This window comes from Streptomyces sp. YS-3 (assembly GCF_045257485.1).
In the GTDB taxonomy this organism is placed as follows: domain Bacteria; phylum Actinomycetota; class Actinomycetes; order Streptomycetales; family Streptomycetaceae; genus Streptomyces.
On sequence record NZ_JBJHPC010000038.1, the window covers coordinates 1 to 24,786 of the forward strand.

Consider the following 24,786-nt stretch of genomic DNA (forward strand, 5'->3'; position numbering starts at 1 on the left):
CCCCACACCGGGCCGCCAGCCACGACAATGGGGCTGTGATCACTTCGCCGCCACGCAGCGCCCAACGCCGGGCGGACTCGACTCCCTACGTCGACCTGACCCGCAGCGAGTGGAGCGCGCTGCGGGACAAGTCGCCCCTTCCGCTGACCGCCGAGGAGCTGGAACGACTGCGCGGCCTCGGTGACGTCATCGACCTCGACGAGGTACGGGACGTCTATCTGCCGCTGTCCCAGCTGCTCAACCTCTACGTACAGGCCACCTCCGAGCTGCGCGGCGCCCTCAACACGTTCCTGGGCGGGTCCGGCAACGGCCACAGCGCCCAGCGCGGCACCCCGTTCGTCATAGGAGTGGCCGGGTCGGTCGCCGTCGGCAAGTCCACGGTGGCCCGCCTGCTCCAGGCGATGCTGGCCCGCTGGCCCGAGCACCCGCGCGTGGAGCGGGTCACCACCGACGGCTTCCTCTATCCGATGGCCGAGCTCCAGCGGCGCGGCCTGATGTCGCGCAAGGGGTTCCCCGAGTCGTACGACCGGCGCGCGCTGACCCGCTTCGTCGCCGACATCAAGGCGGGCAAGGACGAGGTCACCGCGCCCGTCTACTCCCACCTGATCTACGACCGGGTGCCCGGCGAGCTGCTCACCGTGCGCCGCCCGGACATCCTCATCGTGGAGGGCCTCAACGTCCTCCAGCCCGCCCTGCCCGGCCAGGACGGCCGCACCCGGGTCGGTCTCGCCGACTACTTCGACTTCAGCGTGTACGTGGACGCCCGGGCCGAGGACATCGAGACCTGGTACCTGAACCGTTTCCGCAAGCTGCGCGAGACGGCGTTCCAGGACCCGTCCTCGTACTTCCGCAAGTACACGCAGGTCTCCGAGGAGGAGGCGCTCGACTACGCGCGCACCGCCTGGCGGACCATCAACCGGCCCAACCTGGTGGAGAACGTGGCCCCGACCCGCGGGCGCGCCACCCTGGTCGTGCGCAAGGGCCCCGACCACAAGGTCCAGAAGCTGTCCCTGCGCAAGCTCTGACGCCCGGACGGACGGCACAAGAACGAGCGGGCCCGCCGGGGAACTCCCCCGGCGGGCCCGCTCGTTGAGCACATGTGCGTACGAAGGTACGCGCCCGGTCCTAGCCCAGGGCCGACTTCACGACGTCCGCCAGGCGGCCCGCCACCGACCGCGCCTGGTCGATGTCGGCGGCCTCGACCATCACGCGCACCAGCGGCTCGGTGCCCGAGGGGCGCAGCAGCACCCGGCCGGTGGAGCCCAGCTCGCGCTCGGCCTCGGTGACCGCGGCGGTCAGCTCGGCCGAGGTGGCGACGCGGGACTTGTCCACGTCCGGCACGTTGACCAGGACCTGCGGCAGACGCTCCATGACGCCCGCGAGGTCGGCCAGGGTGCGGCCGGTCGCGGCGACCCGGGCCGCCAGCATCAGACCGGTGAGGGTGCCGTCGCCGGTGGTCGCGTGGTCGAGGATGATCACGTGGCCGGACTGCTCGCCGCCCAGCGCGTAGCCGTGCTCCTTCATCGACTCCAGCACATAGCGGTCGCCGACGCCCGTCTGGACCACCTGGAGGCCCTCGCGCTCCATGGCGATCTTGAAGCCGAGGTTGGACATCACCGTGCCCACGACGGCGTCGCCCCGCAGGGTGCCCGCCTCGCGCATGGCGAGCGCGAGCACGGCGAGGATCTGGTCGCCGTCGACCTCGTCGCCCTGCGCGTCCACGGCCAGGCAGCGGTCCGCGTCGCCGTCGTGCGCGATGCCGAGGTCGGCGCCGTGCTCGACGACGGCCGCCTTCAGCAGGTCGAGGTGGGTCGAGCCGCAGCCGTCGTTGATGTTGAGCCCGTCCGGCTCGGCACCGATCGTGACGACCTCGGCCCCGGCCCGGGTGAACGCCTCGGGCGAGACCCGGGCGGCGGCGCCGTGCGCCTCGTCCAGGACGACCTTCAGACCGTCGAGGCGGTTGGGCAGCACGCCGATGAGGTGGGCGACGTACTTGTCGAAGCCCTCCTTGTACGCGCGGACCCGGCCGACGCCGGCGCCGGTCGGGCGCTGCCACGGCTCGCCCGTGCGGTGCTGGTCGTAGACGCGCTCGATCCGGTCCTCCAGCTCGTCGGCGAGCTTGTGGCCGCCGCGCGCGAAGAACTTGATGCCGTTGTCGGGCATGGCGTTGTGGCTGGCGGAGAGCATCACACCGAGGTCCGCGCCGAGCGCGCCGGTGAGATACGCCACGGCCGGGGTCGGCAGCACGCCGACGCGCAGCACGTCGACGCCGGCGCTCGCGAGGCCCGCGACGACCGCGGCCTCCAGGAACTCCCCGGACGCGCGGGGGTCGCGCCCGACCACCGCGGTGGGCCGGTGGCCCGCGAAGGTACCCGCCTCGGCCAGTACGTGAGCCGCCGCGACCGAGAGGCCGAGCGCGAGCTCGGCCGTCAGATCGGCGTTGGCCACGCCGCGTACACCGTCCGTGCCGAAGAGTCGTCCCACTGCTGTCCTCCATTGAGATCCACCGGCGCCGCACCCGGGCGCCCCACCACTGGTGTCAAAAACAACGCCGCCCCGGCAGCACCAGGAGTGCTGCCGGGGCGGACGAGAGCCGTACAGGCGGCAGGCGCGGTTTAGCGCTTGCTGTACTGCGGGGCCTTGCGGGCCTTCTTGAGACCGGCCTTCTTGCGCTCGACCGCGCGGTCGTCGCGGGAGAGGAAGCCGGCCTTCTTCAGCGCCGGGCGGTTGTTCTCGACGTCCGCCTCGTTCAGCGCACGGGCCACGCCGAGGCGCAGGGCGCCGGCCTGGCCGGACACGCCGCCACCCGAGATACGGGCGATGACGTCGTAGCGGTTGTCGAGCTCGAGCACCTTGAAGGGCTCGTTGACTTCCTGCTGGTGGACCTTGTTCGGGAAGTAGTCCTCGAGCGTACGCCCGTTGATCTTCCACTTGCCGGTGCCCGGGACGATCCGGACGCGGGCGATGGCGTTCTTGCGACGGCCCAGGCCGGCGGCCGGCTGCGGGTCGCCGAAGCGGGACGCCAGGGACTCGGTGGTGTACTCGCCCTCGACGGGGACCTCGGACTCGAAGGTGGTGACCTCCGCGTAGGTCTCTTCGCCCTCGACGGGGGTCTCGACAGTGGTCTCGGCCACGATGCTCCTCAGATTCTTTTCTGTCTTAGGGGGTGTGGTGGCCGGAACTACTGCGCGACCTGGGTGATCTCGAACGGCACCGGCTGCTGGGCAGCGTGGGGGTGCTGGTCGCCCGAGTAGACCTTCAGCTTCGAGAGCATCTGACGGCCCAGGGTGTTCTTGGGGATCATGCCCCGGATGGCCTTCTCGACGGCCTTCTCCGGGTTGTTCGCCAGGAGGTCGTCGTAGCGCACGGAGCGGAGACCGCCCGGGTAGCCGGAGTGGCGGTAGGCCAGCTTCTGCTCACGCTTGTTGCCGGACAGGTGAACCTTGTCGGCGTTGATGATGATGACGAAGTCACCCATGTCCATGTGGGGCGCATAGACGGGCTTGTGCTTGCCCCGGAGGAGGTTCGCAGCGGTCGTCGCGAGACGGCCCAGGACGACGTCCTGGGCGTCAATGACGTGCCACTGGCGAGTGATGTCGCCGGGCTTGGGGCTGTACGTACGCACGGTCGTAGCCTTCGCTTCTTCAGTGGATGGGGTCCAGACACATTGCACCCTGAAGCGATCATGCAGCTTGGGCTCACAGTGCCGGGGACGCTGCCCGTATGCGAGCCACTGGTAACTGCTCCAGAGAACCTACGTAATGGCCCCTCGCGTGAGAACGACCAAGCCAATACGCATAACGAACCAGAAGAATACCCACGCTCCCCCTCACGGGTCAAAACCGCGCCGTTCGGCGACGGCGGAGCCGAGCCCGCAAGGGGCGCGGGGAACTGCGCGAGCAACCCACCACGGCCCGCCGACGAAGGAAAACCCCTACCGCACCCGCTCCACCCGTCGCTCGTCCCACACCGGCTCCGCCGTCTCCCGCACCACCCCGTCCGAGCCGAACACCAGGTAGCGGTCGAAGGCGCGGGCGAACCAGCGGTCGTGGGTGACGGCCACCACCGTCCCCTCGTACGCCTCCAGCCCGTCCTGGAGCGCCTCCGCCGACTCCAGGTCGAGGTTGTCCGTCGGCTCGTCCAGGAGCAGCGCCGTCGTCCCCGCCAGCTCCAGCAGGAGGATCTGGAAGCGCGCCTGCTGCCCGCCGGAGAGCCTCTCGAAGGCCTGGTCCCCCTGGCGCTCCAGCTCGTACCGGCGCAGCACCGACATCGCCCCGCCCCGGTCCTTGGCGTGCTCCGTCCACAGGATGTCGACGAGCGTGCTCCCGAGCAGCTCGGGATGCGCGTGCGTCTGCGCGAAGTGGCCGGGCACCACCCGCGCCCCCAGCTTCCACAGCCCCGTGTGGGCCACCGAGGCGTCCCCCGCCAGCAGCCGCAGGAAGTGGGACTTCCCCGAGCCGTTCGACCCCAGCACCGCCACCCGCTCGCCGTAGAAGATCTCCAGCGAGAACGGCCTCATCAGCCCGGTCAGCTCAAGGTTCTCGCAGGTCACGGCCCGTATCCCGGTACGGCCACCACGCAGCCGCATGGTGATCTCCTGCTCGCGCGGCGGCTCCGGCGGCGGCCCGGCCTCCTCGAACTTCCTCAGCCGCGTCTGCGCCGCCGCGTACCGCGAGGCCAGCTCGTGGCTGACCGAGGCCGCCTGCCGCAACGAGACCACCAGCTTCTTCAGCTGGGCGTGCTTCTCCTCCCAGCGCCGCTTGAGCTCCTCGAAGCGGGCGAACCGCTCCTTGCGGGCGGCGTGGAAGGTGTCGAAGCCGCCGCCGTGCACCCACACGTCGGAGCCGTCGACCCCGGGCTCCACCGCGATGATCTTCTGGGCGGCGCGGGAGAGCAGCTCCCGGTCGTGCGAGATGAACAGCACCGTCTTGCGGGTGGCCCGCAGCTGGTCCTCCAGCCACCGCTTGCCGGGTACGTCCAGATAGTTGTCCGGCTCGTCGAGCAGCAGCACCTCGTCGGAGCCGCGCAGCAGCGCCTCCAGCACGAGCCGCTTCTGCTCACCGCCGGAGAGCGTGCGCACCTCGCGGAACTGGGCCTTGTCGTAGGGGACGCCGAGCGCGGCCGTCGTGCAGACGTCCCACAGGGTCTCCGCCTCGTACCCCCGCACGTCCGCCCAGTCGGAGAGCGCCTGCGCGTACCTCATCTGCGCGGACTCGTCGTCCACCGTCATGATCAGGTGCTCGGCCTCGTCCACGGCCTTCGCCGCCGCCCGGATCCTGGGCTGCGCGACCGACACCAGCAGGTCCCGTACGGTCGTGTCGTCCCGCACCGAGCCCACGAACTGCGGCATCACACCGAGCCCGCCGCCCACGGAGACGGTCCCGCCGTGCGGCTGGAGCTCACCGGAGATCATCCGCAGCAGGGTCGTCTTGCCGGCGCCGTTCGCCCCGACCAGGGCCACCACCGCGCCCTCCCCCACCCGGAACGACGCGTCGGCGAGCAGGACCCGCCCGTCCGGCAGGTAGTACTCCAGGTGTGCGGCCTCTACATGTCCCATAGGCGGATTGTCGCCCACCCCGTACTCGTGCTCACAATCGAATTAGGATGCGCGCCATGAGCTTTGGGCAAGGGGGTCCCGCATGGGGCCCGGGGGACAACGGCACACCTGACTGGGCGGCGCTCGCCGACGAGGCCGCCGCGCGCGGACGCAAGAAGCGCTGGCTGCTGATCGGCGGCGGCGCGCTGGCCACGGCGGCGGTGGTGGCGATCGTCGCCACGGCCATCGTGAGCACCGGTGACTCCAAGGACAGCGCCGACGGGAAGTCCCCCAGCGAGCTGCCCTCCGCCCAGACCCTGCCCAGCGGCACGGCCGAGCCGCAGCCGTCGTTCTCCTCGGTGGCCCCGCCGCCCCCGCCCAACCCGCACGACTTCATATCCAGCGCCAAGAAGGACAAGGCGCCGCTGAGCGCCGACACGCTCTTCCCGGGCAGGACGCTGAAGATGGGCGACCGCACCTACACCAAGGGCGCCACCGCCCGCACCACGGACTGCGCCGCAGCCACCCGCGGCTCGCTCGGCTCGGTCCTCACGGCCAACGGCTGCGACCAGGTCATCCGGGCCACCTACGTCCGGGACGGCGTCGCCGTGACGATCGGCGTGGCCACCTTCGAGACCGAGGCGAAGGCGCTGCGGGCCAAGCAGCAGGCGGGCATCGGCCTCGCCCCGCTCGCGGGCTCCGGCGTCCCCGGCTTCTGCGACGGCGGCCACGCCGTCTGCCGCAACACGTCCAACTCCTACGGCCGGTACGCCTACTTCGGCATCAGCGGCTACACCGACGGCAGAAGCGTCACCAAGGGCGACAAGAACGCCTTCGCGGCGGGCGACGACCTGGCGGAGTTCACGTTCCGTCAGATCGTCGCCCGGGGCGAGGCCCAGGCCCAGGCCGCCGCGACGGCGCCGCCCGCCTAGACGACGGCGAACCGGCCCCGGGGGCGGCCCCTCAGCAGCAGCCGGCCCCGGCATCCGCCCCCGCGGAACCCGGCAGCGTCCGCATGTTGCGTGCCTCGCGGCTGCGCGCGGCCAGCAGCTCGTCGGCGGGGTAGCCGACCTCCTCCAGGGTCAGCCCGTGCGGCTTGACCACGTGCACGGACGAGTCCCGCACCGCCGCGGCCAGCACCTTCCCCGGCCACTCCACACCCCGGTGCCCGTCCCCCACGTACAGCAGCGCGCCCACCAGCGAGCGCACCATGTTGTGGCAGAAGGCGTCGGCGCGGACGGTCGCGGTGACGATCCCGTCCTCGCCCCGCACCCAGGAGAGCTCCTGGAGGGTACGGATGGTGGTGGCACCCTCGCGCTTCTTGCAGTACGCGGCGAAGTCGTGCTCGCCGAGCAGCGCGACCGAGGCGGCGTTCATCGCCTCGACGTCCAACTCCCAGTCGTGCCACAGCACATGGCCGCGCAGCAGCGGGTCGACACCGCCGGGGTTGTCGGTCACCCGGTAGGCGTACCGCCGCCAGATCGCGGAGAAACGCGCGTTGAAGCCGCTGGGGGCCTCGGCGACCCGCCAGATCCGCACGTCGTGCGCGAGCAGCCCCGCGAGCCGCCGCAGCAGCTTCTCGCGGTGCTCGGCCCAGACCTCCTCCGGCAGGTCGACGTGGGCGACCTGCCCGCGCGCGTGGACGCCCGCGTCGGTACGCCCCGCGACGGTGAGGTCGTACGTCCGCGACGACCGGGCCACCGTCCGCAGCGCGTTCTCGATCTCGCCCTGGACGGTCCGCCGGCCGCTGGGCTGCTTGGCCCAGCCGGAGAAGTCCTTGCCGTCGTAGCTCAGGTCCAGCCGCACCCGGACCAGGCCGGGCTCCACCTCATCACTCACGAACAGAATCCTCTCAGAGCGGCGGGAAAACGGAACGGGCCCGTCCCCCAGGGGGAACGGACCCGTCCGTCGGTCTGCGGAACGCTTACGCGTCCTTCGACTCCTCCGCCGGAGCGGCGTCCTCGGCCTCGGTCGCCTCGGCGCCCTTGGCCTCGTCGGCCTCCTTGACGGCGCGCTTGGTGGCGGCCTCGGCCTCGGCGACGGTCGCCTTCTTGGCGATCTCGCCCTCGACCAGCTCGATCACGGCCATCGGCGCGTTGTCACCACGGCGGTTGCCGATCTTGGTGATACGGGTGTAACCACCCGGACGCTCCGAGTAGCGCGGCGCGATCTCGGTGAAGAGGGTGTGGACGATGCCCTTGTCGGTGATCGTCTGCAGCACCAGGCGACGGTTGTGGATGTCGCCCTTCTTCGCCTTGGTGATCAGGCGCTCGGCGACCGGACGCAGGCGGCGGGCCTTGGCCTCGGTCGTGGTGATGCGACCGTGCTCGAAGAGCGACTTCGCCAGGTTGGCGAGGAGCAGCTTCTCGTGCGCGGCGCTGCCGCCCAGACGGGCACCCTTTGCGGGACGCGGCATGGTGATTCTCCTAGTGATCTGCACCGGCCGTACGAGGTACCGATGTCAGTGTCCGAGCAGGCGGTTACCTGTCGGAGATCCGGGAGCAGCCCCCGGAGGGGCGCTCCCGGAAGGAAGCGGTGGTCGGTCCCGAGCTCTTAGTACTGCTCGGTCTCGACGAAGCCGGCATCCGCGTCGTCGTCCGCGCCGAAGGCGTCCGCCGCGGCGGTCGGGTCGAATCCGGGCGGCGAGTCCTTCAGGGCGAGGCCCATACCGGCCAGCTTCGCCTTGACCTCGTCGATCGACTTCGCACCGAAGTTGCGGATGTCGAGCAGGTCGGCCTCGGAGCGGGCGACGAGCTCACCCACGGAGTGGATGCCCTCGCGCTTGAGGCAGTTGTACGACCGAACGGTGAGCTCCAGCTCCTCGATCGGCAGGGCGAGATCGGCGGCCAGGGCGGCGTCCGTCGGGGACGGGCCCATGTCGATGCCCTCGGCGTCGATGTTGAGCTCGCGCGCCAGACCGAACAGCTCGACCAGGGTCTTGCCGGCCGACGCCATGGCGTCACGCGGACGCATGGCCTGCTTGGTCTCGACATCGACGATCAGCTTGTCGAAGTCGGTGCGCTGCTCGACACGGGTCGCCTCGACCTTGTACGTGACCTTGAGCACCGGGGAGTAGATGGAGTCGACCGGGATACGGCCGATCTCCTGGCCCAGCTGCTTGTTCTGCACGGCGGAGACGTAGCCGCGACCGCGCTCGACGGTCAGCTCCATCTCCAGCTTGCCCTTGCCGTTGAGCGTGGCGAGGACGAGGTCCGGGTTGTGCACCTCGACACCGGCCGGGGGCGCGATGTCGGCGGCGGTGACCAGGCCCGGGCCCTGCTTGCGCAGGTACATCACGACCGGCTCGTCGTGCTCCGAGGAGACGACCAGCTGCTTGATGTTGAGGATGAGGTCGGTCACGTCCTCCTTGACGCCCGGCACGGTGGTGAACTCGTGCAGAACGCCGTCGATCCGGATGCTGGTGACAGCGGCGCCCGGGATCGAGGAGAGGAGGGTGCGGCGGAGCGAGTTGCCGAGGGTGTAGCCGAAGCCCGGCTCCAGCGGCTCGATCACGAACCGCGAGCGGTACTCGTCGACGACCTCTTCGGTCAGCGAAGGACGCTGAGCGATAAGCATGTGTGTTCCTTCAGTCGGGGGCGCCCACTATTTGACGCCCGACAGGTACTACAAGGGTACGGGCGACAGCACCCCACGAGGGGGTTCTGCCGCCCGAGAACCTCAGTCCAGCAACCGTGCGTCAGACGCGGCGGCGCTTGGGCGGACGGCAGCCGTTGTGCGGCGTCGGGGTGACGTCCTGGATCGAGCCGACCTCGAGGCCGGTGGCCTGGAGGGAGCGGATCGCGGTCTCACGGCCGGAGCCGGGACCCTTGACGAAGACGTCGACCTTGCGCATGCCGTGCTCCTGCGCGCGGCGGGCGGCCGACTCGGCGGCCATCTGCGCGGCGAACGGAGTCGACTTGCGGGAGCCCTTGAAGCCGACGTGGCCGGCGGACGCCCAGGAGATCACGTTGCCCGAGGGGTCCGTGATCGAGACGATCGTGTTGTTGAACGTGCTCTTGATGTGCGCGTGGCCGTGAGCGACGTTCTTCTTTTCCTTGCGGCGCACCTTCTTGGCAGCGCCCTGACGACCCTTGGGGGGCATCTATATCTCCTACGGGAGGTGGTCGGTCCTACAGCGAAGACCGCTGAGTAAGCGTCCGGCTGAGGACTACTTCTTGCCCGGCTTCTTCTTGCCGGCGATCGCGCGACGCGGGCCCTTGCGGGTACGGGCGTTCGTGCTGGTGCGCTGGCCGTGGACCGGAAGGCCACGACGGTGACGCAGACCCTGGTAGCAGCCGATCTCGACCTTGCGGCGGATGTCGGCCTGGATCTCGCGGCGGAGGTCACCCTCGGTGCGGAGGTTGGCGTCCACGTACTCGCGGATCTTGACCAGGTCCTCTTCGGCCAGGTCACGAACGCGGGTGTTCGGGTTCACACCGGTGGCCGCCAGGATTTCCTGGGACCGGGTGCGACCGACACCGAAGACGTAGGTGAGTGCGATCTCCACGCGCTTTTCGCGCGGGATGTCAACACCGGAAACGCGTGCCATTCAATGGCTCCTGTGTGTTCGGGGGTCTTCCGCAGAACCGCTCCCGACCGCCGTACTAGGTACGGATCGGGTCCCCGGCCCCCGCCGGAGGTGTCGCCGACCCTGTCTGGGCTGGGCGGGCTCTGCGTATGTACGTTTACGTGCGTCGCGCGAAGAACTGCGTAAAGGCAGGTCGGTCGGCGTGCGTCAGCCCTGGCGCTGCTTGTGGCGCAGGTTGTCGCAGATGACCATGACCCGGCCGTGACGGCGGATCACCTTGCACTTGTCGCAGATCTTCTTGACGCTCGGCTTGACCTTCATGGGATTCAGGTTCTCCGGGTCGTGAGATCTACTTGTACCGGTAGACGATCCGGCCACGCGTCAGGTCGTACGGAGAGAGCTCCACCACGACCCGGTCATCGGGGAGGATACGGATGTAGTGCATCCGCATCTTGCCGCTGATGTGCGCGAGGACTTTGTGACCGTTCTGGAGCTCCACCTTGAACATGGCGTTCGGGAGGGACTCGATCACGGTGCCCTCGATTTCGATGGCACCTTGCTTCTTGGCCACGCTTCGCCTTTCGAATCGGCTACCTTGATCGACTCCCGCGATCGTGTGCGGACACACTGATACACGAGAGCCGACGCATCAGTCTACGTCAGGGCACCCGAAAAGACGAATCAGGGAAGTTTGCCCTCTAGCGTAGATCGTTAAGCGGACAACCCGGGGCGGGTCGGACCACCACTCAGCCCAGCGGGTCCGGGGCGCACGATCGGGCCCGCCTCGGTCAGCGCCACCGAGTGCTCCCAGTGCGAGGACCAGGTCCCGGCCTCTTCTCGACGCCGCCCTCGCGGGCTCGGCGCCAGGGGCGCCTCACGGGCTTCGAGCGGCTGCGCCGGCCTCCGACCGGCGTTCGTCGCCCGGGCCGGTCGGCCGACAGCACCCCCGCGGGCTCAGCCCAGCGGGTCCGGGGCCGTGGTGACGCCGTACTCCGCCAGCTTCGCCCTGCCGCAGTCCGGGGACGTCAGCACGATCGGGCCCGCCTCGGTCAGCGCCACCGAGTGCTCCCAGTGCGAGGACCAGGTCCCGTCCGTGGTGATGACCGTCCAGTCGTCCTCCAGGACCTCCGTGCGCGGGGTGCCGAGCGACACCATCGGCTCGATGGCCAGGCAGAAGCCGGGGACCAGCTTCGGGTTGTGGCGGCCGAGCAGGCGCCGCTTGTCCACGTAGTTCAGGAGGTGGGGGTCCATGTGCATCTCGGAGCCGATGCCGTGGCCGCCGTACTCCTCGATGATCCCGTACTTGCCCTTCGGCGGACGCGGCTGGCGGCGGATGTAGCTCTCGATCGCCCGGGAGACGTCCACCAGGCGGTTCCCCTTCTTCACCGCCGCGATCCCGGCCCACATCGACTCCTCGGTGACCCGCGAGAGCTCGATCAGCTCCGGGGCGTGACCGGAGCCGACGAAGGCGGTGAAGGCCGCGTCGCCGTGCCAGCCGTCGACGATCGCGCCCGCGTCGATGGAGATGACGTCACCGTCCTTCAGGACGGTCTTCTCGTCCGGGATGCCGTGGACGACGACCTCGTTGACGGAGGTGCAGATGGTGGCGGGGAAGCCGCCGTACCCCAGGAAGTTCGACTTGGCGCCGTGCTCGGCGATCACCTTGCGGGCGACCTCGTCCAGGTCCCTCGTCGTGGCACCGGGCACCGCGGCCTCACGGGTCGCCGCGTGGATGGCGGCGACGACCAGCCCCGCCTCGCGCATCTTCGCGATCTGCTCGGGGGTCTTGATCTCCACCATGGCGGCTGACGCCTTTCTGAGTACGGATACGGGGATACGTCAACGATACGGCCCGCCGGACCCGCACACGGCGACGGCCGCGGCGCCCCCTGAGGGGCACCGCGGCCGTGAACCGCGTACGGAGAAACGTCAGGCCGTCTTCTCGGCCTTCAGAGCGTGCATCGCGCGCTCCGTGACCTCGTCGACCTTGCCGAGCGCCGAGATCGTCACGACCAGGCCCTGGGCCCGGTAGTAGTCGATGATCGGCTCGGTCTCGTTGTGGTAGACCTCAAGGCGCTTGCGGACGGTGGCCTCGGTGTCGTCACCGCGCTGGTACAGCTCGCCGCCGCAGATGTCGCAGACACCCTCGGTCTTCGGCGCGTTGTAGGCGACGTGGAAGACGTGCGCGGAGTCGGTGCGGCAGATGCGCCGGCCGGCGATCCGCTTCACGACCTCGTCCTCGGGCACTTCGAGGTCCAGGACGGCGTCGAGCCGCACGCCGTCCGTCTTGAGCGCCTCGTCGAGGGCCTCGGCCTGCACCACGTTGCGCGGGAAGCCGTCGAGCAGGAAACCGCTCTGCGCGTCCGGCTGCGCCATGCGGTCCTTGGCCATCCCGATGGTGACCTCGTCGGGCACCAGGTTGCCCGCGTCCATGTACGCCTTGGCCTGCTTGCCCAGGTCCGTGCCCTGGCTGATGTTGGCACGGAAGAGGTCGCCCGTGGAGATGTGCGGGATCCCGAGGTTCTTGGCGAGGAACGCGGCCTGCGTTCCCTTGCCGGCACCGGGCGGCCCGACGAGGACGATTCGCATCAGCGGAGGAACCCTTCGTAATTGCGCTGCTGGAGCTGGCTCTCGATCTGCTTCACGGTCTCCAGACCCACACCCACGATGATGAGGATGCTTGTCCCGCCCAGCGGGAAGCTCTGGTTGGCCCCGAAGATCACCAACGCCATCGTCGGTACGAGCGCGATCAGTCCCAGATACAGCGACCCCGGCCAGGTGATCCGGTTGAGCACGTAGCTCAGGTACTCAGCAGTAGGTCGACCAGCCCGGATGCCCGGGATGAAGCCACCATACTTCTTCATGTTGTCGGCGACTTCCTCGGGGTTGAACGAGATCGCCACATAGAAGAAGGCGAAGAACACGATCAACAGGAAGTAGCTGATGATGTAGTACGGGTGGTCGCCCTTGACGAAGTTGTCCTTGATCCAGGTGGCCCAGCCCGCGGTCGAGTTCGAGAACTGCACGACCAGTGCGGGAATGTAGAGCAGCGAGGACGCGAAGATGACGGGAATCACACCCGCCTGGTTGACCTTCAGCGGAATGTAGGTCGAGGTGCCGCCGTAGGAACGGCGGCCGATCATGCGCTTCGCGTACTGCACCGGAATACGGCGCTGGGCCTGCTCGACGAAGACCACCAGGGCGACCATGACCAGGCCGACCAGGATGACGGTGCCGAACTCGATCCAGCCCTGGGCCAGGTGCCCCTGCTTCTTGATGGCCCACAGCGACGTGGGGAAGCTGGAGGCGATCGAGATGAACATCAGGATCGACATGCCGTTGCCGATGCCGCGGTCGGTGATGAGCTCACCGAGCCACATGACGGCGGCGGTGCCGGCGGTCATGGTGATGACCATCGTGATGGTGGTGAAGATCGACCGGTTGGGCACGATCTCGCTGGCGACCTGGCAGCCGCTGAACAGCGCACCCGAGCGGGCGGTGGCCACCAGGCCGGTGCCCTGGAGGATCGCCAGGGCGACCGTCAGGTAACGCGTGTACTGCGTGATCTTGGCCGTGCCTGCCTGGCCCTCCTTCTTGAGGGCTTCCAGGCGCGGGATCACCACGGTCAGCAGCTGCAGGATGATGCTCGCCGTGATGTACGGCATGATGCCCAGCGCGAAGATCGTGATCTGCAGCAGCGCGCCGCCGCTGAACATGTTCACCAGGCCGAAGAGGCTGTTGCCCTGCTGGGCCTGGTCGACACAGATCTGAACGTTCTTGTAGCTCACACCCGGGATCGGGACGTGCGTCCCCATCCGGTAGAGCACGATGATGCCGAGCGTGAAGAGCAGCTTCTTGCGCAGGTCAGGCGTCTTGAACGCCTGGGCGAACGCGGTGAGCACGGTGCCTCCTGCGACCCCCGCGCCAGGTGCGCAAGAGGTGACGGTCTTGAGGATCGACGAATACGAATGAGTCAGAGGAACCGGACGGCATACCGCACGGAAACTTAGACAGTGCACGCCACCTTACCGGCGACCCTGCCCCCCTAGGAACGACCAACCGGGGATGCCCCATATGAGAGGGCATCCCCGGTCGGATGTTCAGGCCAACGAGCTGTCTCAGACGAGCTCGGTGACGGTGCCGCCGGCGGCGGCAATCTTCTCCTTGGCGGAGCCGGAGACGGCGTCGACCGTCACCTGCAGCGCCACGGAGATCTCGCCCTGGCCCAGGACCTTGACGAGGCTGTTCTTGCGCACGGCACCCTTGGCGACCAGGTCGGCAACGGTGACTTCGCCACCCTCGGGGTAGAGGGCGCCGAGCTTGTCCAGGTTCACGACCTGGTACTCGGTGCGGAACGGGTTCTTGAAGCCCTTCAGCTTCGGAAGACGCATGTGGAGGGGCATCTGGCCACCCTCGAAGCGCTCCGGAACCTGGTAACGGGCCTTCGTACCCTTGGTACCACGGCCGGCCGTCTTACCCTTCGACGCCTCACCACGACCCACACGGGTCTTGGCGGTCTTGGCGCCCGGGGCGGGACGGAGGTCGTGGGCCTTCAGCGGCTTGTTCTCCGCCATGTCAGTCGACCTCCTCAACCGTCACGAGGTGGCGGACGGTGTGAACCATTCCGCGGAACTCGGGGCGGTCCTCCTTGACAACCGTGTCGTTCATGCGCTTGAGACCAAGCGAACGCAGGGTGTCGCGGTGGTTCTGCTTGCTGCCGATGTACGACTTCGTCTGCGTGATCTTGAGACGGGCCATTACGCACCCGCCCCGGCACGCGCACGAAGCAGAGCCGCGGGGGCGACGTCCTCGAGGGGCAGACCGCGGCGGGCCGCGATCTCCTCGGGACGCTGCAGGCCCTTGAGGGCCGCCACGGTCGCGTGCACGATGTTGATCGCGTTGGAGGAGCCGAGCGACTTCGACAGGATGTCGTGAACGCCGGCGCACTCCAGGACGGCGCGCACCGGGCCACCGGCGATAACACCGGTACCGGGGGACGCCGGCTTCAGCAGCACGACGCCCGCGGCACGCTCACCCGTGATGGGGTGCGGGATGGTGCCCTGGATGCGGGGAACCTTGAAGAAGTTCTTCTTGGCTTCCTCGACACCCTTGGCGATGGCCGCGGGAACTTCCTTGGCCTTGCCGTAACCGACACCTACGGTGCCGTCACCGTCGCCCACCACGACCAGCGCGGTGAAGCTGAAGCGGCGACCACCCTTGACAACCTTGGCAACGCGGTTGATCGCGACAACGCGCTCAACGTAGGCGGTCTTCTCGGCGGCAGCGCCACCGTCGCGACCCTTCCGGTCCCGCCGCTCGCCGCCACCGGCACCGCTTCCGCGGCGCTGGGGTCCAGCCATTGGATTTACCTCTCTCTGTTACGTCCGTTAGTCCCGGAACCGGGGCTTAGAACTTCAGCCCGGCTTCGCGGGCGGCGTCAGCCAGAGCGGCAATGCGCCCGGCGTACCTGTTGCCACCACGGTCGAACACGACGGCTTCGACACCGGCGGCCTTGGCGCGCTCGGCGACCAGGGCCCCGACCGACTTGGCCTGCGCGGACTTGTCGCCCTCGCCACCACGGATCGACGCGTCCAGGTTCGACGCCGACGCCAGGGTGTGACCCTTGATGTCGTCGATGACCTGAGCGGTGATGCCGCGGTTGGAACGCGTCACGACGAGGCGCGGACGCTCCGCCGTACCCGACACGTGCTTGCGGATGCGGACGTGGCGGCGCGCCTTGGCCGCACGCTTGTAAGCGTCGCCCTTGGCGATCTTCACACCGTATGCCATGGCTTACTTACCAGCCTTTCCGACCTTGCGGCGGATGACCTCGCCGGCGTACTTGACGCCCTTGGCCTTGTACGGGTCGGGCTTCCGCAGCTTGCGGATGTTCGCCGCGACCTCGCCGACCTTCTGCTTGTCGATGCCCTCGACCGAGAACTTCGTGGGCGTCTCGACCTTGAAGGTGATGCCTTCGGGGGCCTCGATGGTGATCGGGTGGCTGTATCCGAGCGCGAACTCCAGGTTGGAGCCCTTCGCCTGGACGCGGTAACCGACACCACTGATCTCGAGCGCCTTGACGTATCCCTGGGTCACGCCGGTGATCATGTTCGCCACCAGCGTGCGGGACAGGCCGTGCAGGGCCTTGTTCTGACGCTCGTCGTTGGGACGGGTGACGTTGAGAACGCCGTCCTCGCCCTTAACAATCTCGATCGGCGCGGCAACGGTGTGCGAGAGGGTGCCCTTGGGGCCCTTCACGCTGACCGTGCGGCCGTCGATGGTGACGTCCACACCAGCGGGAACCGGAATGGGGAGCTTGCCGATACGCGACATGAGCTTTCCTTCCTTTCCCGACTACCAGACGTAGGCGAGGACTTCCCCACCCACGCCCTTCTTGCCTGCCTGCTGACCGGTCAGGAGACCGTGGGACGTGGAGATGATCGCCACGCCCAGGCCGCCGAGGACCTTCGGCAGGTTGGTGGACTTCGCGTACACGCGCAGACCCGGCTTCGAGATCCGCTTGATGCCGGCGATGGAGCGCTCGCGGTTCGGGCCGAACTTCAGCTCGAGGACGAGGTTCTTGCCGACCTCGGCGTCCTCGACCTTCCAGCCGGTGATGAAGCCCTCCTGCTGGAGGATCTCCGCGATGTGCGACTTGATCTTGCTGTGCGGCATCACGACGGTGTCGTGGTACGCCGAGTTAGCGTTACGCAGACGAGTGAGCATGTCTGCGATGGGGTCAGTCATGGTCATGAATTGGCCTTCGGCCTCTCTCGCCGGGGTTTCCTGTATGCGCCATCCCTCTCCCCACTCATGGGCGGGACGGGTGCGGTGCGGGGACCTACGGCGTAGTAAGTCGTCTGGGCGGCGGACGCCCAACCCTCCTAGCCTAAGCCATGGAGGGAGGGGCCTCCGCCCACCCTTTACTTACCGAGAGACTCCGGAAAAACCCGAATAACGGGGTTTACCAGGAGCTCTTGGTCACGCCCGGCAGCTCGCCACGGTGAGCCATCTCACGAAGGCAGACGCGGCACAGGCCGAACTTGCGGTACACGGAGTGCGGCCGGCCACAACGCTGGCAGCGGGTGTACGCGCGCACAGCGAACTTGGGCTTACGGGCAGCCTTCGCGATGAGAGCCTTCTTCGCCATCTCGCTTACGCCTCCTTGAACGGGAAGCCGAGGTGACGGAGGAGCGCACGGCCCTCTTCGTCGTTGGTCGCCGTGGTGACCACGGTGATGTCCATACCCCGGGTACGGTCGATCTTGTCCTGGTCGATCTCGTGGAACATGACCTGCTCCGTGAGACCGAAGGTGTAGTTGCCACGGCCGTCGAACTGCTTCGGCGACAGACCACGGAAGTCACGGATACGCGGCAGCGCGAGCGACAGCGTACGGTCCAGGAACTCCCACATACGGTCACCACGGAGGGTGACGTGGCAGCCGATCGGCTGACCCTCACGCAGCTTGAACTGCGCGATGGACTTCCGGGCCTTCGTCACGGCCGGCTTCTGGCCGGTGATCGTGGTCAGGTCGCGGATGGCGCCGTCGATCAGCTTGGAGTCGCGGGCGGCGTCGCCCACACCCATGTTGACGACGACCTTGACGAGGCCGGGGATCTGCATGACGTTCTCGTACGAGAACTCCTCACGCAGCTTGCCCGCGATCTCCTCGCGGTACTTCGTCTTGAGACGCGGAGTGGTGGTGGTAGCCATCAGATGTCCTCACCCGTCCGCTTGGCAACGCGAACCTTGTTGCCCTCGTCGTCGAAGCGGTAACCGACACGCGTGACGACCTTGTTGCCGTCCTTCTCCACGACGAGCTGAACGTTGCTCACGTGGATCGGGGCCTCGGTGGTCACGATGCCGCCGGTCTGCGAACCGCGAGCGGTCTGGCCGGCCTTCGTGTGCTTCTTGACCCGGTTGACACCCTCGACCAGGACGCGGTCCTCGCGGGGGAAGGCCGCGATGACCTTGCCCTGCTTGCCCTTGTCCTTACCGGTGATGACCTGGACCAGGTCGCCCTTCTTGATCTTCATGCTTACAGCACCTCCGGCGCGAGCGAGATGATCTTCATGAACTTCTTCTCGCGCAGCTCCCGGCCCACCGGGCCGAAGATGCGGGTGCCGCGGGGGTCGCCATCGTTCTTGAGGATGACGGCCGCGTTCTCGTCGAAGCGGATGTACGAGCCGTCCTGACGACGACGCTCCTTGACGGTGCGCACGACGACAGCCTTGACGACGTCGCCCTTCTTCACGTTGCCACCGGGGATCGCGTCCTTGACGGTGGCGACAATGACGTCACCGATGCCCGCGTAGCGGCGACCGGAGCCACCGAGAACACGGATGCAAAGGATCTCCTTGGCACCAGTGTTGTCGGCGACACGCAGTCGCGACTCCTGCTGGATCACGTCTATCTCCTGATCGTCTGCCGGTTCCCGGCCGGGGCCTGATCTCTCAAGCCCCGACCGAGCCTGGCGGAACTGATCCTGAGCGAAAGCTCAGGAAATTACTTGGCCTTCTCGAGGATCTCGACGATGCGCCAGCGCTTGGTCGCCGACAGCGGACGCGTCTCCATGATGAGGACGCGGTCGCCGACGCCGGCAGCGTTCTGCTCGTCGTGCGCCTTGAGCTTGTTCGTACGGCGGATGACCTTGCCGTACAGCGCGTGCTTCACGCGGTCCTCGACAGCGACGACGACGGTCTTGTCCATCTTGTCGCTGACGACCAGACCCTCACGGGTCTTGCGGAAACCGCGCGCTTCAGTCGTCTCAGTCACATTCTTCTCGCTCATCAGGCGCTCTCCACCGTCTCGATGCCCAGCTCGCGCTCGCGCATCAGGGTGTAGATCCGGGCGATGTCCTTACGGACGGACTTGAGCCGACCGTGGTTCTCGAGCTGGCCGGTCGCCGCCTGGAAGCGGAGGTTGAACAGCTCTTCCTTGGCCTCGCTGAGCTTGGCAACAAGCTCCTCGTTGCCCAGTTCGCGCAGCTCGGACGCCTTGGTACCGGCCGACATCACGACTCACCTGCCTCGCGCCGAACGATCCGGCACTTCATCGGAAGCTTGTGAGCAGCGCGGGTGAGCGCCTCACGAGCAATCTTCTCGTTCGGGTAGGACAGCTCGAACATCACCCGGCCCGGGTGAACGTTCGCGACCCACCACTCGGGGGAACCCTTACCGGAACCCATGCGGGTCTCGGCGGGCTTCTTCGTGAGCGGGCGGTCCGGGTAGATGTTGATCCAGACCTTGCCGCCACGCTTGATGTGGCGGGTCATCGCGATACGAGCCGCCTCGATCTGGCGGTTGGTCACGTAAGCCGGCGTGAGGGCCTGAATGCCGTACTCGCCGAACGCAACCGTCGTACCACCCTTGGCCATACCGCGGCGCTTGGGGTGGTGCTGCTTGCGGTGCTTGACCCTACGGGGGATCAGCATTTCGGTCAGGCCTCCGTTCCGGTGCTCTCAGCCGGAGCGGCGGCGGCGGGAGCCTCGGCCTTGGGGGCCTCGGCAGCCGGCGCAGCCTGCTGCGGCTTGCGGCCGCGACCGCCACGCTCGCCGCCACGACCACCGCGGCCACCGGCCGGACGGTCGTTGGCGCCACCACGGGCCGGGCGGTTACCCGCACGGGCCGCTGCGTTCTCGGCGCGGACCTCGGCGATGTTCTTGACATCGCCCTTGTAGATCCAGACCTTCACGCCGATGCGGCCGAAGGTCGTCTTGGCCTCGAAGAAGCCGTAGTCCACGTTCGCGCGGAGCGTGTGCAGGGGCACACGGCCCTCGCGGTAGAACTCCGAGCGGGACATCTCGGCGCCGCCGAGACGGCCACCACACTGGATCTTGATGCCCTTGGCGCCGGCCTTCATCGTGCCCTGCATGCTCTTGCGCATGGCACGACGGAAGGAGACGCGGGAGGAGAGCTGCTCGGCGACGGCCTGCGCGACCAGCTGAGCGTCCATCTCGGGGTTCTTGACCTCGAGGATGTTCAGCTGGACCTGCTTGCCCGTGAGCTTCTCGAGGTCGCCGCGGATGCGGTCGGCCTCGGCGCCACGGCGGCCGATGACGATGCCCGGACGAGCGGTGTGGATGTCCACACGCACGCGGTCACGGGTGCGCTCGATCTCCACCTTCGAGATGCCGGCGCGCTCCATGCCGGACGTCATCATCCGACGGATGGCGACGTCTTCCTTGACGTAGTCCTTGTACAGCTTGTCGGCGTACCACCGGGACTTGAAGTCCGTGGTAATGCCGAGCCGGAACCCGTGCGGGTTTACCTTCTGGCCCATTACCGGGTTCCTTCCTTGCTGCTGACGACCACGGTGATGTGGCTGGTCCGCTTACGGATCCGGTAGGCACGGCCCTGAGCACGCGGACGGAACCGCTTCAGGGTCGGGCCCTCGTCCACGTACGCCTCGCTGATGACCAGCGAAGAGGCGTCGGTGTGGTCGTAGTTGTGTGCAGCGTTGGCAATGGCGCTGTCCAGCACCTTGCCAACCGGCACGCTCGCGGCCTGCGGGGCGAAACGCAGGACCGCCTGAGCCTCCGTGGCATCCATGCCACGGATGAGGTCCACCACGCGGCGGGCCTTCATGGGCGTGACGCGGATGTACCGCGCCTGGGCCCTGGCTTCCATGGTTGTCCCTTCGGTGTAAGTCATAGTCGTTCCACCCCGCGTTAGCGGCGCTTCGACTTCCGGTCGTCCTTGACGTGGCCGCGGAAGGTGCGAGTCGGCGAGAACTCACCGAGCTTGTGGCCGACCATCGACTCGGTGACGAACACCGGGACGTGGGTCTTGCCGTTGTGCACCGCGATCGTGTGGCCCAGCATGCTGGGGATGATCATCGAGCGACGGGACCAGGTCTTGATGACGTTCTTGGTGCCTGCCTCGTTCTGTACGTCCACCTTCTTGATGAGGTGTCCGTCGACGAAGGGCCCCTTCTTGAGACTGCGCGGCATCTAAACCCGCTCCTAGCGCTTCTTGTTCGTCTTGCGGCGGCGGACGATGTACTTGCTCGATGCCTTCTTCGGCGAGCGAGTACGACCCTCCTTCTGACCCCACGGCGAGACCGGGTGGCGACCACCGGAGGTCTTGCCCTCACCACCACCGTGCGGGTGGTCAACCGGGTTCATCGCGACACCGCGGACGGTCGGGCGAACGCCCTTCCAGCGCATACGGCCGGCCTTGCCCCAGTTGATGTTCGACTGCTCGGCGTTGCCGACCTCGCCGATCGTGGCGCGGCAGCGGGCGTCGACCAGCCGGATCTCGCCGGACGGCATACGAAGGTGGGCCATCGTGCCCTCCTTCGCCAGCAGCTGCACGGAGGCACCCGCGGAACGGGCGAACTTCGCGCCGCCGCCGGGCCGCAGCTCGATGGCGTGGATGGTCGTACCGACCGGGATGTTGCGCAGCGCCAGGTTGTTACCGGGCTTGATGTCGGCGGCCGGGCCGTTCTCGACACGGTCGCCCTGGCTCAGGCCACGGGGGGCGATGATGTAGCGCTTCTCGCCGTCCGCGTAGTGCAGGAGCGCGATGCGCGCGGTGCGGTTGGGGTCGTACTCGATGTGAGCGACCTTCGCCGGCACGCCGTCCTTGTCGTGACGACGGAAGTCGATCACTCGGTAGGCGCGCTTGTGGCCACCGCCCTGGTGGCGGACGGTCACACGACCGGTGTTGTTACGGCCGCCCTTGCTGTGCAGGGGGCGGACCAGCGACTTCTCCGGCGTGGACCGCGTGATCTCGACAAAGTCGGCGACGCTGGAGCCACGACGGCCCGGAGTCGTCGGCTTGTACTTGCGGATACCCATTTCTCAGTCCTCGTCCGATATTCGGACCAGGGCGCTCCGTTAGGAGGCCTGGCCGAAGATGTCGATACGGTCGCCCTCAGCGAGGGTCACGATGGCGCGCTTCGTGTCGGCGCGCTTGCCGAAACCGGTCTTGGTGCGCTTGCGCTTACCCTGACGGTTGATCGTGTTGACCCCGGTGACCTTGACCGAGAAGACCGCCTCGACGGCCTGCTTGATCTGGGTCTTGTTGGCGCCGGGCGCGACGATGAACGTGTACTTGTTCTCGTCCAGCAGCGCGTAGCTCTTCTCGGAGACGACCGGCTTGATCAGCAGGTCGCGCGGGTCCGTGAAGGTCTTGCTGGTAACGGTCGCCGACATCAGGCGTCGCTCCCTTCGGTCTCAGCGGTCTGGGGGCCAGACACGAAGGACTCGAAGGCGGCCTGAGTGAAGACCACGTCGTCGGAGACGATCACGTCGTACGTGTTCAGCTGGCCCGGCTCCAGGATGTGCACCTGGGGCAGGTTGCGGGCGGACAGCCACGCGGCCTCGTCGGCGCGGTCGACGACCAGGAGCAGGTTCTTGCGCTCCGAGATCTTGCCGAACAGCGTCTTGGCGGCCTTGGTGGACACCGCACCGTCGACCACGCCGGTGACGACGTGGATACGGCTGTGGCGCGCCCGGTCCGAGAGGGCACCGCGCAGGGCGGCGGCCTTCATCTTCTTCGGGGTGCGCTGCGAGTAGTCACGCGGCTGCGGGCCGTGGACGACGCCACCGCCGGCGAACTGCGGCGCGCGGGTCGAACCCTGACGGGCGCGGCCGGTGCCCTTCTGGCGGTAAGGCTTCTTGCCACCACCACGGACTTCACCGCGGGTCTTGGTCTTGTGCGTGCCCTGGCGGGCAGCCGCGAGCTGAGCGACGACGACCTGGTGGATCAGCGGAACGCTGGTCTTGGCGTCGAAGATCTCCGCGGGGAGCTCGACGGTCCCGGCCTTGTCGCCCGCAGGCGAAAGGATGTCAATGGTGCTCATCGGTTCCTCAAACCCCCTTGGCCGCGGTGCGGACCAGGACGAGGCCACCGTTGGGGCCGGGGACGGCGCCCTTGATGAGCAGCAGACCCTTCTCGGCGTCAACGGCGTGGACGGTCAGGTTCTGGGTGGTCACACGCTCGTTGCCCATGCGACCCGCCATGCGGAGGCCCTTGAACACACGGCCAGGGGTGGCGCAGCCACCGATGGAACCGGGCGAGCGGTGCTTGCGCTGGGTACCGTGACCGGCGCCCAGGCCCTTGAAGTTGTGACGCTTCATGACACCGGCGAAGCCCTTGCCCTTGCTCTTGCCCGTGACGTCGACCTTGACGCCGGACTCGAACACCTCGGCAGTGATCTCCTGGCCCAGCGTGTACTCGCTGGCGTCAGGGGTGCGGAGCTCCACCAGGTGGCGGCGCGGGGTCACGTCGGCCTTGGCGAAGTGGCCCTTGAGGGGCTTGTTCACCTTGCGCGGGTCGATCTCGCCGAAGGCGATCTGGACCGACTCGTAGCCGTCGACGTCGTTGGTGCGAACCTGCGTCACGACGCACGGCCCGGCCTTGACGACGGTGACCGGAACAACGCGGTTGTTCTCGTCCCACACCTGCGTCATGCCGAGCTTCTCGCCCAGGACGCCCTTGATGTTCTTGCTCATCTCGGCCCGTCCCTTCAGAGCTTGATCTCGATGTCGACACCGGCCGGGAGGTCGAGGCGCATCAGCGAGTCAACCGTCTTCGGCGTGGGGTCGAGGATGTCGATGAGGCGCTTGTGGGTGCGCATCTCGAAGTGCTCGCGAGAGTCCTTGTACTTGTGCGGCGACTTGATGACGCAGTACACGTTCTTCTCAGTGGGCAGCGGCACCGGGCCCGCGACCGACGCACCAGTGCGGGTCACCGTCTCGACGATCTTCTTCGCCGAGGAGTCGATGACCTCGTGGTCGTAGGCCTTGAGCCGGATGCGGATCTTCTGTCCCGCCATGGCTACCTAGTAGTCCTTTGTCTCGTAACGCTCTGGAACCCGGGGGTTCTGTTGGCCTCCGCCTCCGACCCACGCGGTCGGGCGTGTCGCACTCCCTCTACGCAGAAATCCCATAAGGATTTCCCAACCAAGGGGATGCGGGCCGTGGACCTCGCGAACGGGGGCAGAACACCCACCGGGCGCCTGGCTGGAGCCCCGCTGACACTTCCCGGAAGATTCCCGTACGTCCGCCTCAGCGCTGCCGCAGGCGACAGATGGGGCGACGAGTACTGTGGGACTCGCTTCCGGTCCTCCCGGCGGGAGGCGCGCAGCATCGGCACTCAACCGAGCAACCCCGACAGTCTGCCACACCCGGCCGGGCCCTGGCCAATCGAGCCGAGGATCGTACCCCACGTCACATGGGGGTGAGCACTGGGCGGGGCGGCGAGGGCGGATGACAGCGCGGGCCACGCCCCGGGCGCCTCGGCCCCCGGAGGCTCTGCCAGCACATCAGGGCGGCCCCGGTGAGGCGGGGCCGTCACTGCCCCGGCCCGCCCCATTCCACGACCCACTGCCCCTCGTCGAAAAACGCCTTGAGCGACTCCCGGTCCTCCACCCAGTAGTCGCCGCACCGGCGACTGAAGCCCGAGTCGTACGCCAGCAGAATCAAAAAGCTCGACGGCGAGTCGGGAAGCTCCTGCACCTTCACGTATTTGCCGGCGTCGTCTCCGGACCGGATCCAGCCGACCTTGCCAATCTCGATCATCGCTCCTCCCGACCAAGCGAACCTGATTGTTCACCACGGCTGCAGGACCCCGGCAAGTGACCGGCCTCACACCCGTGGAGGAACCTGGCCCGGAAGGGATCGGGGTATCCGGCTCCCCAGGTGAATGCGGAATGACGTCCGAGAGGAATTCCGGCAAACAATTCCCTCCCAATCCCCATAACCCCGTATTCGCAT

General features: G+C 67.8%; 38 protein-coding genes and 1 pseudogene. 2 read left to right on the forward strand and 37 right to left on the reverse strand.

The window, feature by feature from the left end; translation table 11 throughout:
- The first annotated feature begins 35 nt into the window (after nt 1-35).
- Nucleotides 36-1,025 (forward strand): type I pantothenate kinase, encoded by a 990-nt coding sequence (gene coaA / locus ACJA3G_RS06055; RefSeq protein WP_406551839.1) that lies wholly within the window; start codon nt 36-38, stop codon nt 1,023-1,025.
- A gap of 100 nt (nt 1,026-1,125) precedes the next feature.
- Here the strand turns inward: coaA and glmM are convergent, their stop codons facing one another.
- From glmM to ACJA3G_RS06075, 4 genes are all read right to left on the reverse strand, one after another.
- Nucleotides 1,126-2,484, reverse strand: a complete 1,359-nt coding sequence (glmM, locus tag ACJA3G_RS06060; RefSeq protein ID WP_406551840.1) for a phosphoglucosamine mutase — start codon at nt 2,482-2,484, stop codon at nt 1,126-1,128.
- A gap of 131 nt (nt 2,485-2,615) precedes the next feature.
- The gene (gene rpsI / locus ACJA3G_RS06065) at nt 2,616-3,134 is read right to left on the reverse strand and encodes a 30S ribosomal protein S9 (protein WP_358836279.1); all 519 of its coding nucleotides are present in this window, start codon (nt 3,132-3,134) and stop codon (nt 2,616-2,618) included.
- 47 nt (nt 3,135-3,181) lie between these two features.
- On the reverse strand, nt 3,182-3,625 hold the full coding sequence (gene rplM / locus ACJA3G_RS06070) for a 50S ribosomal protein L13 (RefSeq protein ID WP_329401285.1): 444 nt from the start codon (nt 3,623-3,625) through the stop codon (nt 3,182-3,184).
- A 309-nt stretch (nt 3,626-3,934) separates the two neighbouring features.
- Nucleotides 3,935-5,557 carry an ABC-F family ATP-binding cassette domain-containing protein gene (locus ACJA3G_RS06075; RefSeq protein ID WP_406551841.1) on the reverse strand — a complete coding sequence of 541 codons (1,623 nt, stop codon included), beginning with the start codon at nt 5,555-5,557 and terminating at the stop codon, nt 3,935-3,937.
- A 56-nt stretch (nt 5,558-5,613) separates the two neighbouring features.
- Between ACJA3G_RS06075 and ACJA3G_RS06080 the strand changes: the two genes are divergently transcribed.
- Complete coding sequence (locus tag ACJA3G_RS06080) at nt 5,614-6,468, forward strand: hypothetical protein (protein WP_406551842.1); 855 nt, start codon at nt 5,614-5,616, stop codon at nt 6,466-6,468.
- Nucleotides 6,469-6,499: 31 nt separating this feature from the next.
- On the opposite strand, the gene truA is transcribed toward ACJA3G_RS06080, so the two are convergent.
- The 33 genes and pseudogenes from truA to ACJA3G_RS06245 all read right to left on the reverse strand — a co-directional run bounded on the left by truA (nt 6,500) and on the right by ACJA3G_RS06245 (nt 24,591).
- Nucleotides 6,500-7,375 carry a tRNA pseudouridine(38-40) synthase TruA gene (truA, locus tag ACJA3G_RS06085; protein WP_406551843.1) on the reverse strand — a complete coding sequence of 292 codons (876 nt, stop codon included), beginning with the start codon at nt 7,373-7,375 and terminating at the stop codon, nt 6,500-6,502.
- 85 nt (nt 7,376-7,460) lie between these two features.
- Complete coding sequence (gene rplQ / locus ACJA3G_RS06090) at nt 7,461-7,952, reverse strand: 50S ribosomal protein L17 (RefSeq protein ID WP_406551844.1); 492 nt, start codon at nt 7,950-7,952, stop codon at nt 7,461-7,463.
- A 137-nt stretch (nt 7,953-8,089) separates the two neighbouring features.
- Nucleotides 8,090-9,112, reverse strand: coding sequence for a DNA-directed RNA polymerase subunit alpha (locus tag ACJA3G_RS06095; RefSeq protein ID WP_010473911.1), 1,023 nt, complete (start codon nt 9,110-9,112; stop codon nt 8,090-8,092).
- Nucleotides 9,113-9,233: 121 nt separating this feature from the next.
- Entirely contained in the window at nt 9,234-9,638 is a 405-nt protein-coding gene (rpsK, locus tag ACJA3G_RS06100; RefSeq protein WP_003956432.1) for a 30S ribosomal protein S11, read from the reverse strand.
- A gap of 66 nt (nt 9,639-9,704) precedes the next feature.
- A complete protein-coding gene (rpsM, locus tag ACJA3G_RS06105) occupies nt 9,705-10,085 on the reverse strand; it encodes a 30S ribosomal protein S13 (RefSeq protein WP_406551845.1) in 381 nt (126 codons plus the stop codon).
- A gap of 186 nt (nt 10,086-10,271) precedes the next feature.
- A complete protein-coding gene (rpmJ, locus tag ACJA3G_RS06110) occupies nt 10,272-10,385 on the reverse strand; it encodes a 50S ribosomal protein L36 (protein WP_003956441.1) in 114 nt (37 codons plus the stop codon).
- A 28-nt stretch (nt 10,386-10,413) separates the two neighbouring features.
- Nucleotides 10,414-10,635, reverse strand: a complete 222-nt coding sequence (gene infA / locus ACJA3G_RS06115) for a translation initiation factor IF-1 (RefSeq protein ID WP_003956442.1) — start codon at nt 10,633-10,635, stop codon at nt 10,414-10,416.
- Nucleotides 10,636-10,775: 140 nt separating this feature from the next.
- Nucleotides 10,776-10,892, reverse strand: a pseudogene (locus tag ACJA3G_RS06120) (type I methionyl aminopeptidase); the annotation flags it as partial.
- Between the two features lie 126 nt (nt 10,893-11,018).
- Nucleotides 11,019-11,864, reverse strand: a complete 846-nt coding sequence (map, locus tag ACJA3G_RS06125; RefSeq protein WP_406551846.1) for a type I methionyl aminopeptidase — start codon at nt 11,862-11,864, stop codon at nt 11,019-11,021.
- Nucleotides 11,865-11,993: 129 nt separating this feature from the next.
- Nucleotides 11,994-12,653, reverse strand: coding sequence for an adenylate kinase (locus ACJA3G_RS06130; protein ID WP_406551847.1), 660 nt, complete (start codon nt 12,651-12,653; stop codon nt 11,994-11,996).
- Nucleotides 12,653-13,966, reverse strand: a complete 1,314-nt coding sequence (gene secY, locus ACJA3G_RS06135; protein WP_358835986.1) for a preprotein translocase subunit SecY — start codon at nt 13,964-13,966, stop codon at nt 12,653-12,655. The genes ACJA3G_RS06130 and secY overlap by 1 nt, the downstream gene beginning before the upstream one ends.
- A 216-nt stretch (nt 13,967-14,182) precedes the next feature.
- Nucleotides 14,183-14,638 (reverse strand): 50S ribosomal protein L15, encoded by a 456-nt coding sequence (rplO, locus tag ACJA3G_RS06140; RefSeq protein WP_358835985.1) that lies wholly within the window; start codon nt 14,636-14,638, stop codon nt 14,183-14,185.
- Nucleotide 14,639: 1 nt separating this feature from the next.
- Nucleotides 14,640-14,822 (reverse strand): 50S ribosomal protein L30, encoded by a 183-nt coding sequence (gene rpmD, locus ACJA3G_RS06145; RefSeq protein ID WP_406551848.1) that lies wholly within the window; start codon nt 14,820-14,822, stop codon nt 14,640-14,642.
- Nucleotides 14,822-15,424, reverse strand: a complete 603-nt coding sequence (gene rpsE, locus ACJA3G_RS06150) for a 30S ribosomal protein S5 (protein WP_030214033.1) — start codon at nt 15,422-15,424, stop codon at nt 14,822-14,824. Before rpsE ends, rpmD begins: the two co-directional genes overlap by 1 nt.
- A 46-nt stretch (nt 15,425-15,470) precedes the next feature.
- Nucleotides 15,471-15,854 carry a 50S ribosomal protein L18 gene (rplR, locus tag ACJA3G_RS06155; protein ID WP_067163175.1) on the reverse strand — a complete coding sequence of 128 codons (384 nt, stop codon included), beginning with the start codon at nt 15,852-15,854 and terminating at the stop codon, nt 15,471-15,473.
- Nucleotides 15,855-15,857: 3 nt separating this feature from the next.
- Nucleotides 15,858-16,397, reverse strand: a complete 540-nt coding sequence (rplF, locus tag ACJA3G_RS06160) for a 50S ribosomal protein L6 (protein ID WP_406551849.1) — start codon at nt 16,395-16,397, stop codon at nt 15,858-15,860.
- A gap of 21 nt (nt 16,398-16,418) precedes the next feature.
- Nucleotides 16,419-16,817 carry a 30S ribosomal protein S8 gene (rpsH, locus tag ACJA3G_RS06165; RefSeq protein ID WP_067163170.1) on the reverse strand — a complete coding sequence of 133 codons (399 nt, stop codon included), beginning with the start codon at nt 16,815-16,817 and terminating at the stop codon, nt 16,419-16,421.
- Between the two features lie 211 nt (nt 16,818-17,028).
- Nucleotides 17,029-17,214 (reverse strand): type Z 30S ribosomal protein S14, encoded by a 186-nt coding sequence (locus ACJA3G_RS06170; RefSeq protein ID WP_004571834.1) that lies wholly within the window; start codon nt 17,212-17,214, stop codon nt 17,029-17,031.
- Nucleotides 17,215-17,219: 5 nt separating this feature from the next.
- Nucleotides 17,220-17,777: a 50S ribosomal protein L5 gene (gene rplE / locus ACJA3G_RS06175; RefSeq protein ID WP_101389604.1), complete on the reverse strand. Its 558-nt coding sequence runs from the start codon at nt 17,775-17,777 to the stop codon at nt 17,220-17,222.
- Nucleotides 17,777-18,100: a 50S ribosomal protein L24 gene (gene rplX / locus ACJA3G_RS06180; RefSeq protein ID WP_067163164.1), complete on the reverse strand. Its 324-nt coding sequence runs from the start codon at nt 18,098-18,100 to the stop codon at nt 17,777-17,779. The genes rplE and rplX overlap by 1 nt, the downstream gene beginning before the upstream one ends.
- A 2-nt stretch (nt 18,101-18,102) precedes the next feature.
- Nucleotides 18,103-18,471 carry a 50S ribosomal protein L14 gene (gene rplN / locus ACJA3G_RS06185; protein ID WP_053727611.1) on the reverse strand — a complete coding sequence of 123 codons (369 nt, stop codon included), beginning with the start codon at nt 18,469-18,471 and terminating at the stop codon, nt 18,103-18,105.
- Nucleotides 18,472-18,569: 98 nt separating this feature from the next.
- On the reverse strand, nt 18,570-18,854 hold the full coding sequence (rpsQ, locus tag ACJA3G_RS06190; RefSeq protein ID WP_358835981.1) for a 30S ribosomal protein S17: 285 nt from the start codon (nt 18,852-18,854) through the stop codon (nt 18,570-18,572).
- Nucleotides 18,854-19,078 (reverse strand): 50S ribosomal protein L29, encoded by a 225-nt coding sequence (gene rpmC / locus ACJA3G_RS06195; RefSeq protein WP_067163159.1) that lies wholly within the window; start codon nt 19,076-19,078, stop codon nt 18,854-18,856. Before rpmC ends, rpsQ begins: the two co-directional genes overlap by 1 nt.
- Nucleotides 19,078-19,497 (reverse strand): 50S ribosomal protein L16, encoded by a 420-nt coding sequence (rplP, locus tag ACJA3G_RS06200; protein ID WP_358835980.1) that lies wholly within the window; start codon nt 19,495-19,497, stop codon nt 19,078-19,080. The genes rpmC and rplP overlap by 1 nt, the downstream gene beginning before the upstream one ends.
- A 5-nt stretch (nt 19,498-19,502) precedes the next feature.
- Nucleotides 19,503-20,345 (reverse strand): 30S ribosomal protein S3, encoded by an 843-nt coding sequence (gene rpsC / locus ACJA3G_RS06205; RefSeq protein ID WP_358835979.1) that lies wholly within the window; start codon nt 20,343-20,345, stop codon nt 19,503-19,505.
- Nucleotides 20,345-20,692, reverse strand: a complete 348-nt coding sequence (rplV, locus tag ACJA3G_RS06210; RefSeq protein WP_004571827.1) for a 50S ribosomal protein L22 — start codon at nt 20,690-20,692, stop codon at nt 20,345-20,347. Before rplV ends, rpsC begins: the two co-directional genes overlap by 1 nt.
- Nucleotides 20,693-20,733: 41 nt before the next feature.
- A complete protein-coding gene (rpsS, locus tag ACJA3G_RS06215; protein ID WP_067163154.1) occupies nt 20,734-21,015 on the reverse strand; it encodes a 30S ribosomal protein S19 in 282 nt (93 codons plus the stop codon).
- Nucleotides 21,016-21,027: 12 nt separating this feature from the next.
- Nucleotides 21,028-21,864 carry a 50S ribosomal protein L2 gene (gene rplB, locus ACJA3G_RS06220; RefSeq protein ID WP_101389600.1) on the reverse strand — a complete coding sequence of 279 codons (837 nt, stop codon included), beginning with the start codon at nt 21,862-21,864 and terminating at the stop codon, nt 21,028-21,030.
- Between the two features lie 39 nt (nt 21,865-21,903).
- On the reverse strand, nt 21,904-22,224 hold the full coding sequence (gene rplW, locus ACJA3G_RS06225; protein ID WP_358835988.1) for a 50S ribosomal protein L23: 321 nt from the start codon (nt 22,222-22,224) through the stop codon (nt 21,904-21,906).
- A complete protein-coding gene (rplD, locus tag ACJA3G_RS06230; protein WP_067163149.1) occupies nt 22,221-22,871 on the reverse strand; it encodes a 50S ribosomal protein L4 in 651 nt (216 codons plus the stop codon). Before rplD ends, rplW begins: the two co-directional genes overlap by 4 nt.
- A 7-nt stretch (nt 22,872-22,878) precedes the next feature.
- Complete coding sequence (rplC, locus tag ACJA3G_RS06235) at nt 22,879-23,523, reverse strand: 50S ribosomal protein L3 (protein WP_067163147.1); 645 nt, start codon at nt 23,521-23,523, stop codon at nt 22,879-22,881.
- A gap of 14 nt (nt 23,524-23,537) precedes the next feature.
- Nucleotides 23,538-23,846 carry a 30S ribosomal protein S10 gene (gene rpsJ, locus ACJA3G_RS06240; RefSeq protein WP_003948644.1) on the reverse strand — a complete coding sequence of 103 codons (309 nt, stop codon included), beginning with the start codon at nt 23,844-23,846 and terminating at the stop codon, nt 23,538-23,540.
- Nucleotides 23,847-24,363: 517 nt separating this feature from the next.
- Nucleotides 24,364-24,591, reverse strand: a complete 228-nt coding sequence (locus tag ACJA3G_RS06245; protein ID WP_406551850.1) for a hypothetical protein — start codon at nt 24,589-24,591, stop codon at nt 24,364-24,366.
- Nucleotides 24,592-24,786 lie beyond the last annotated feature (195 nt).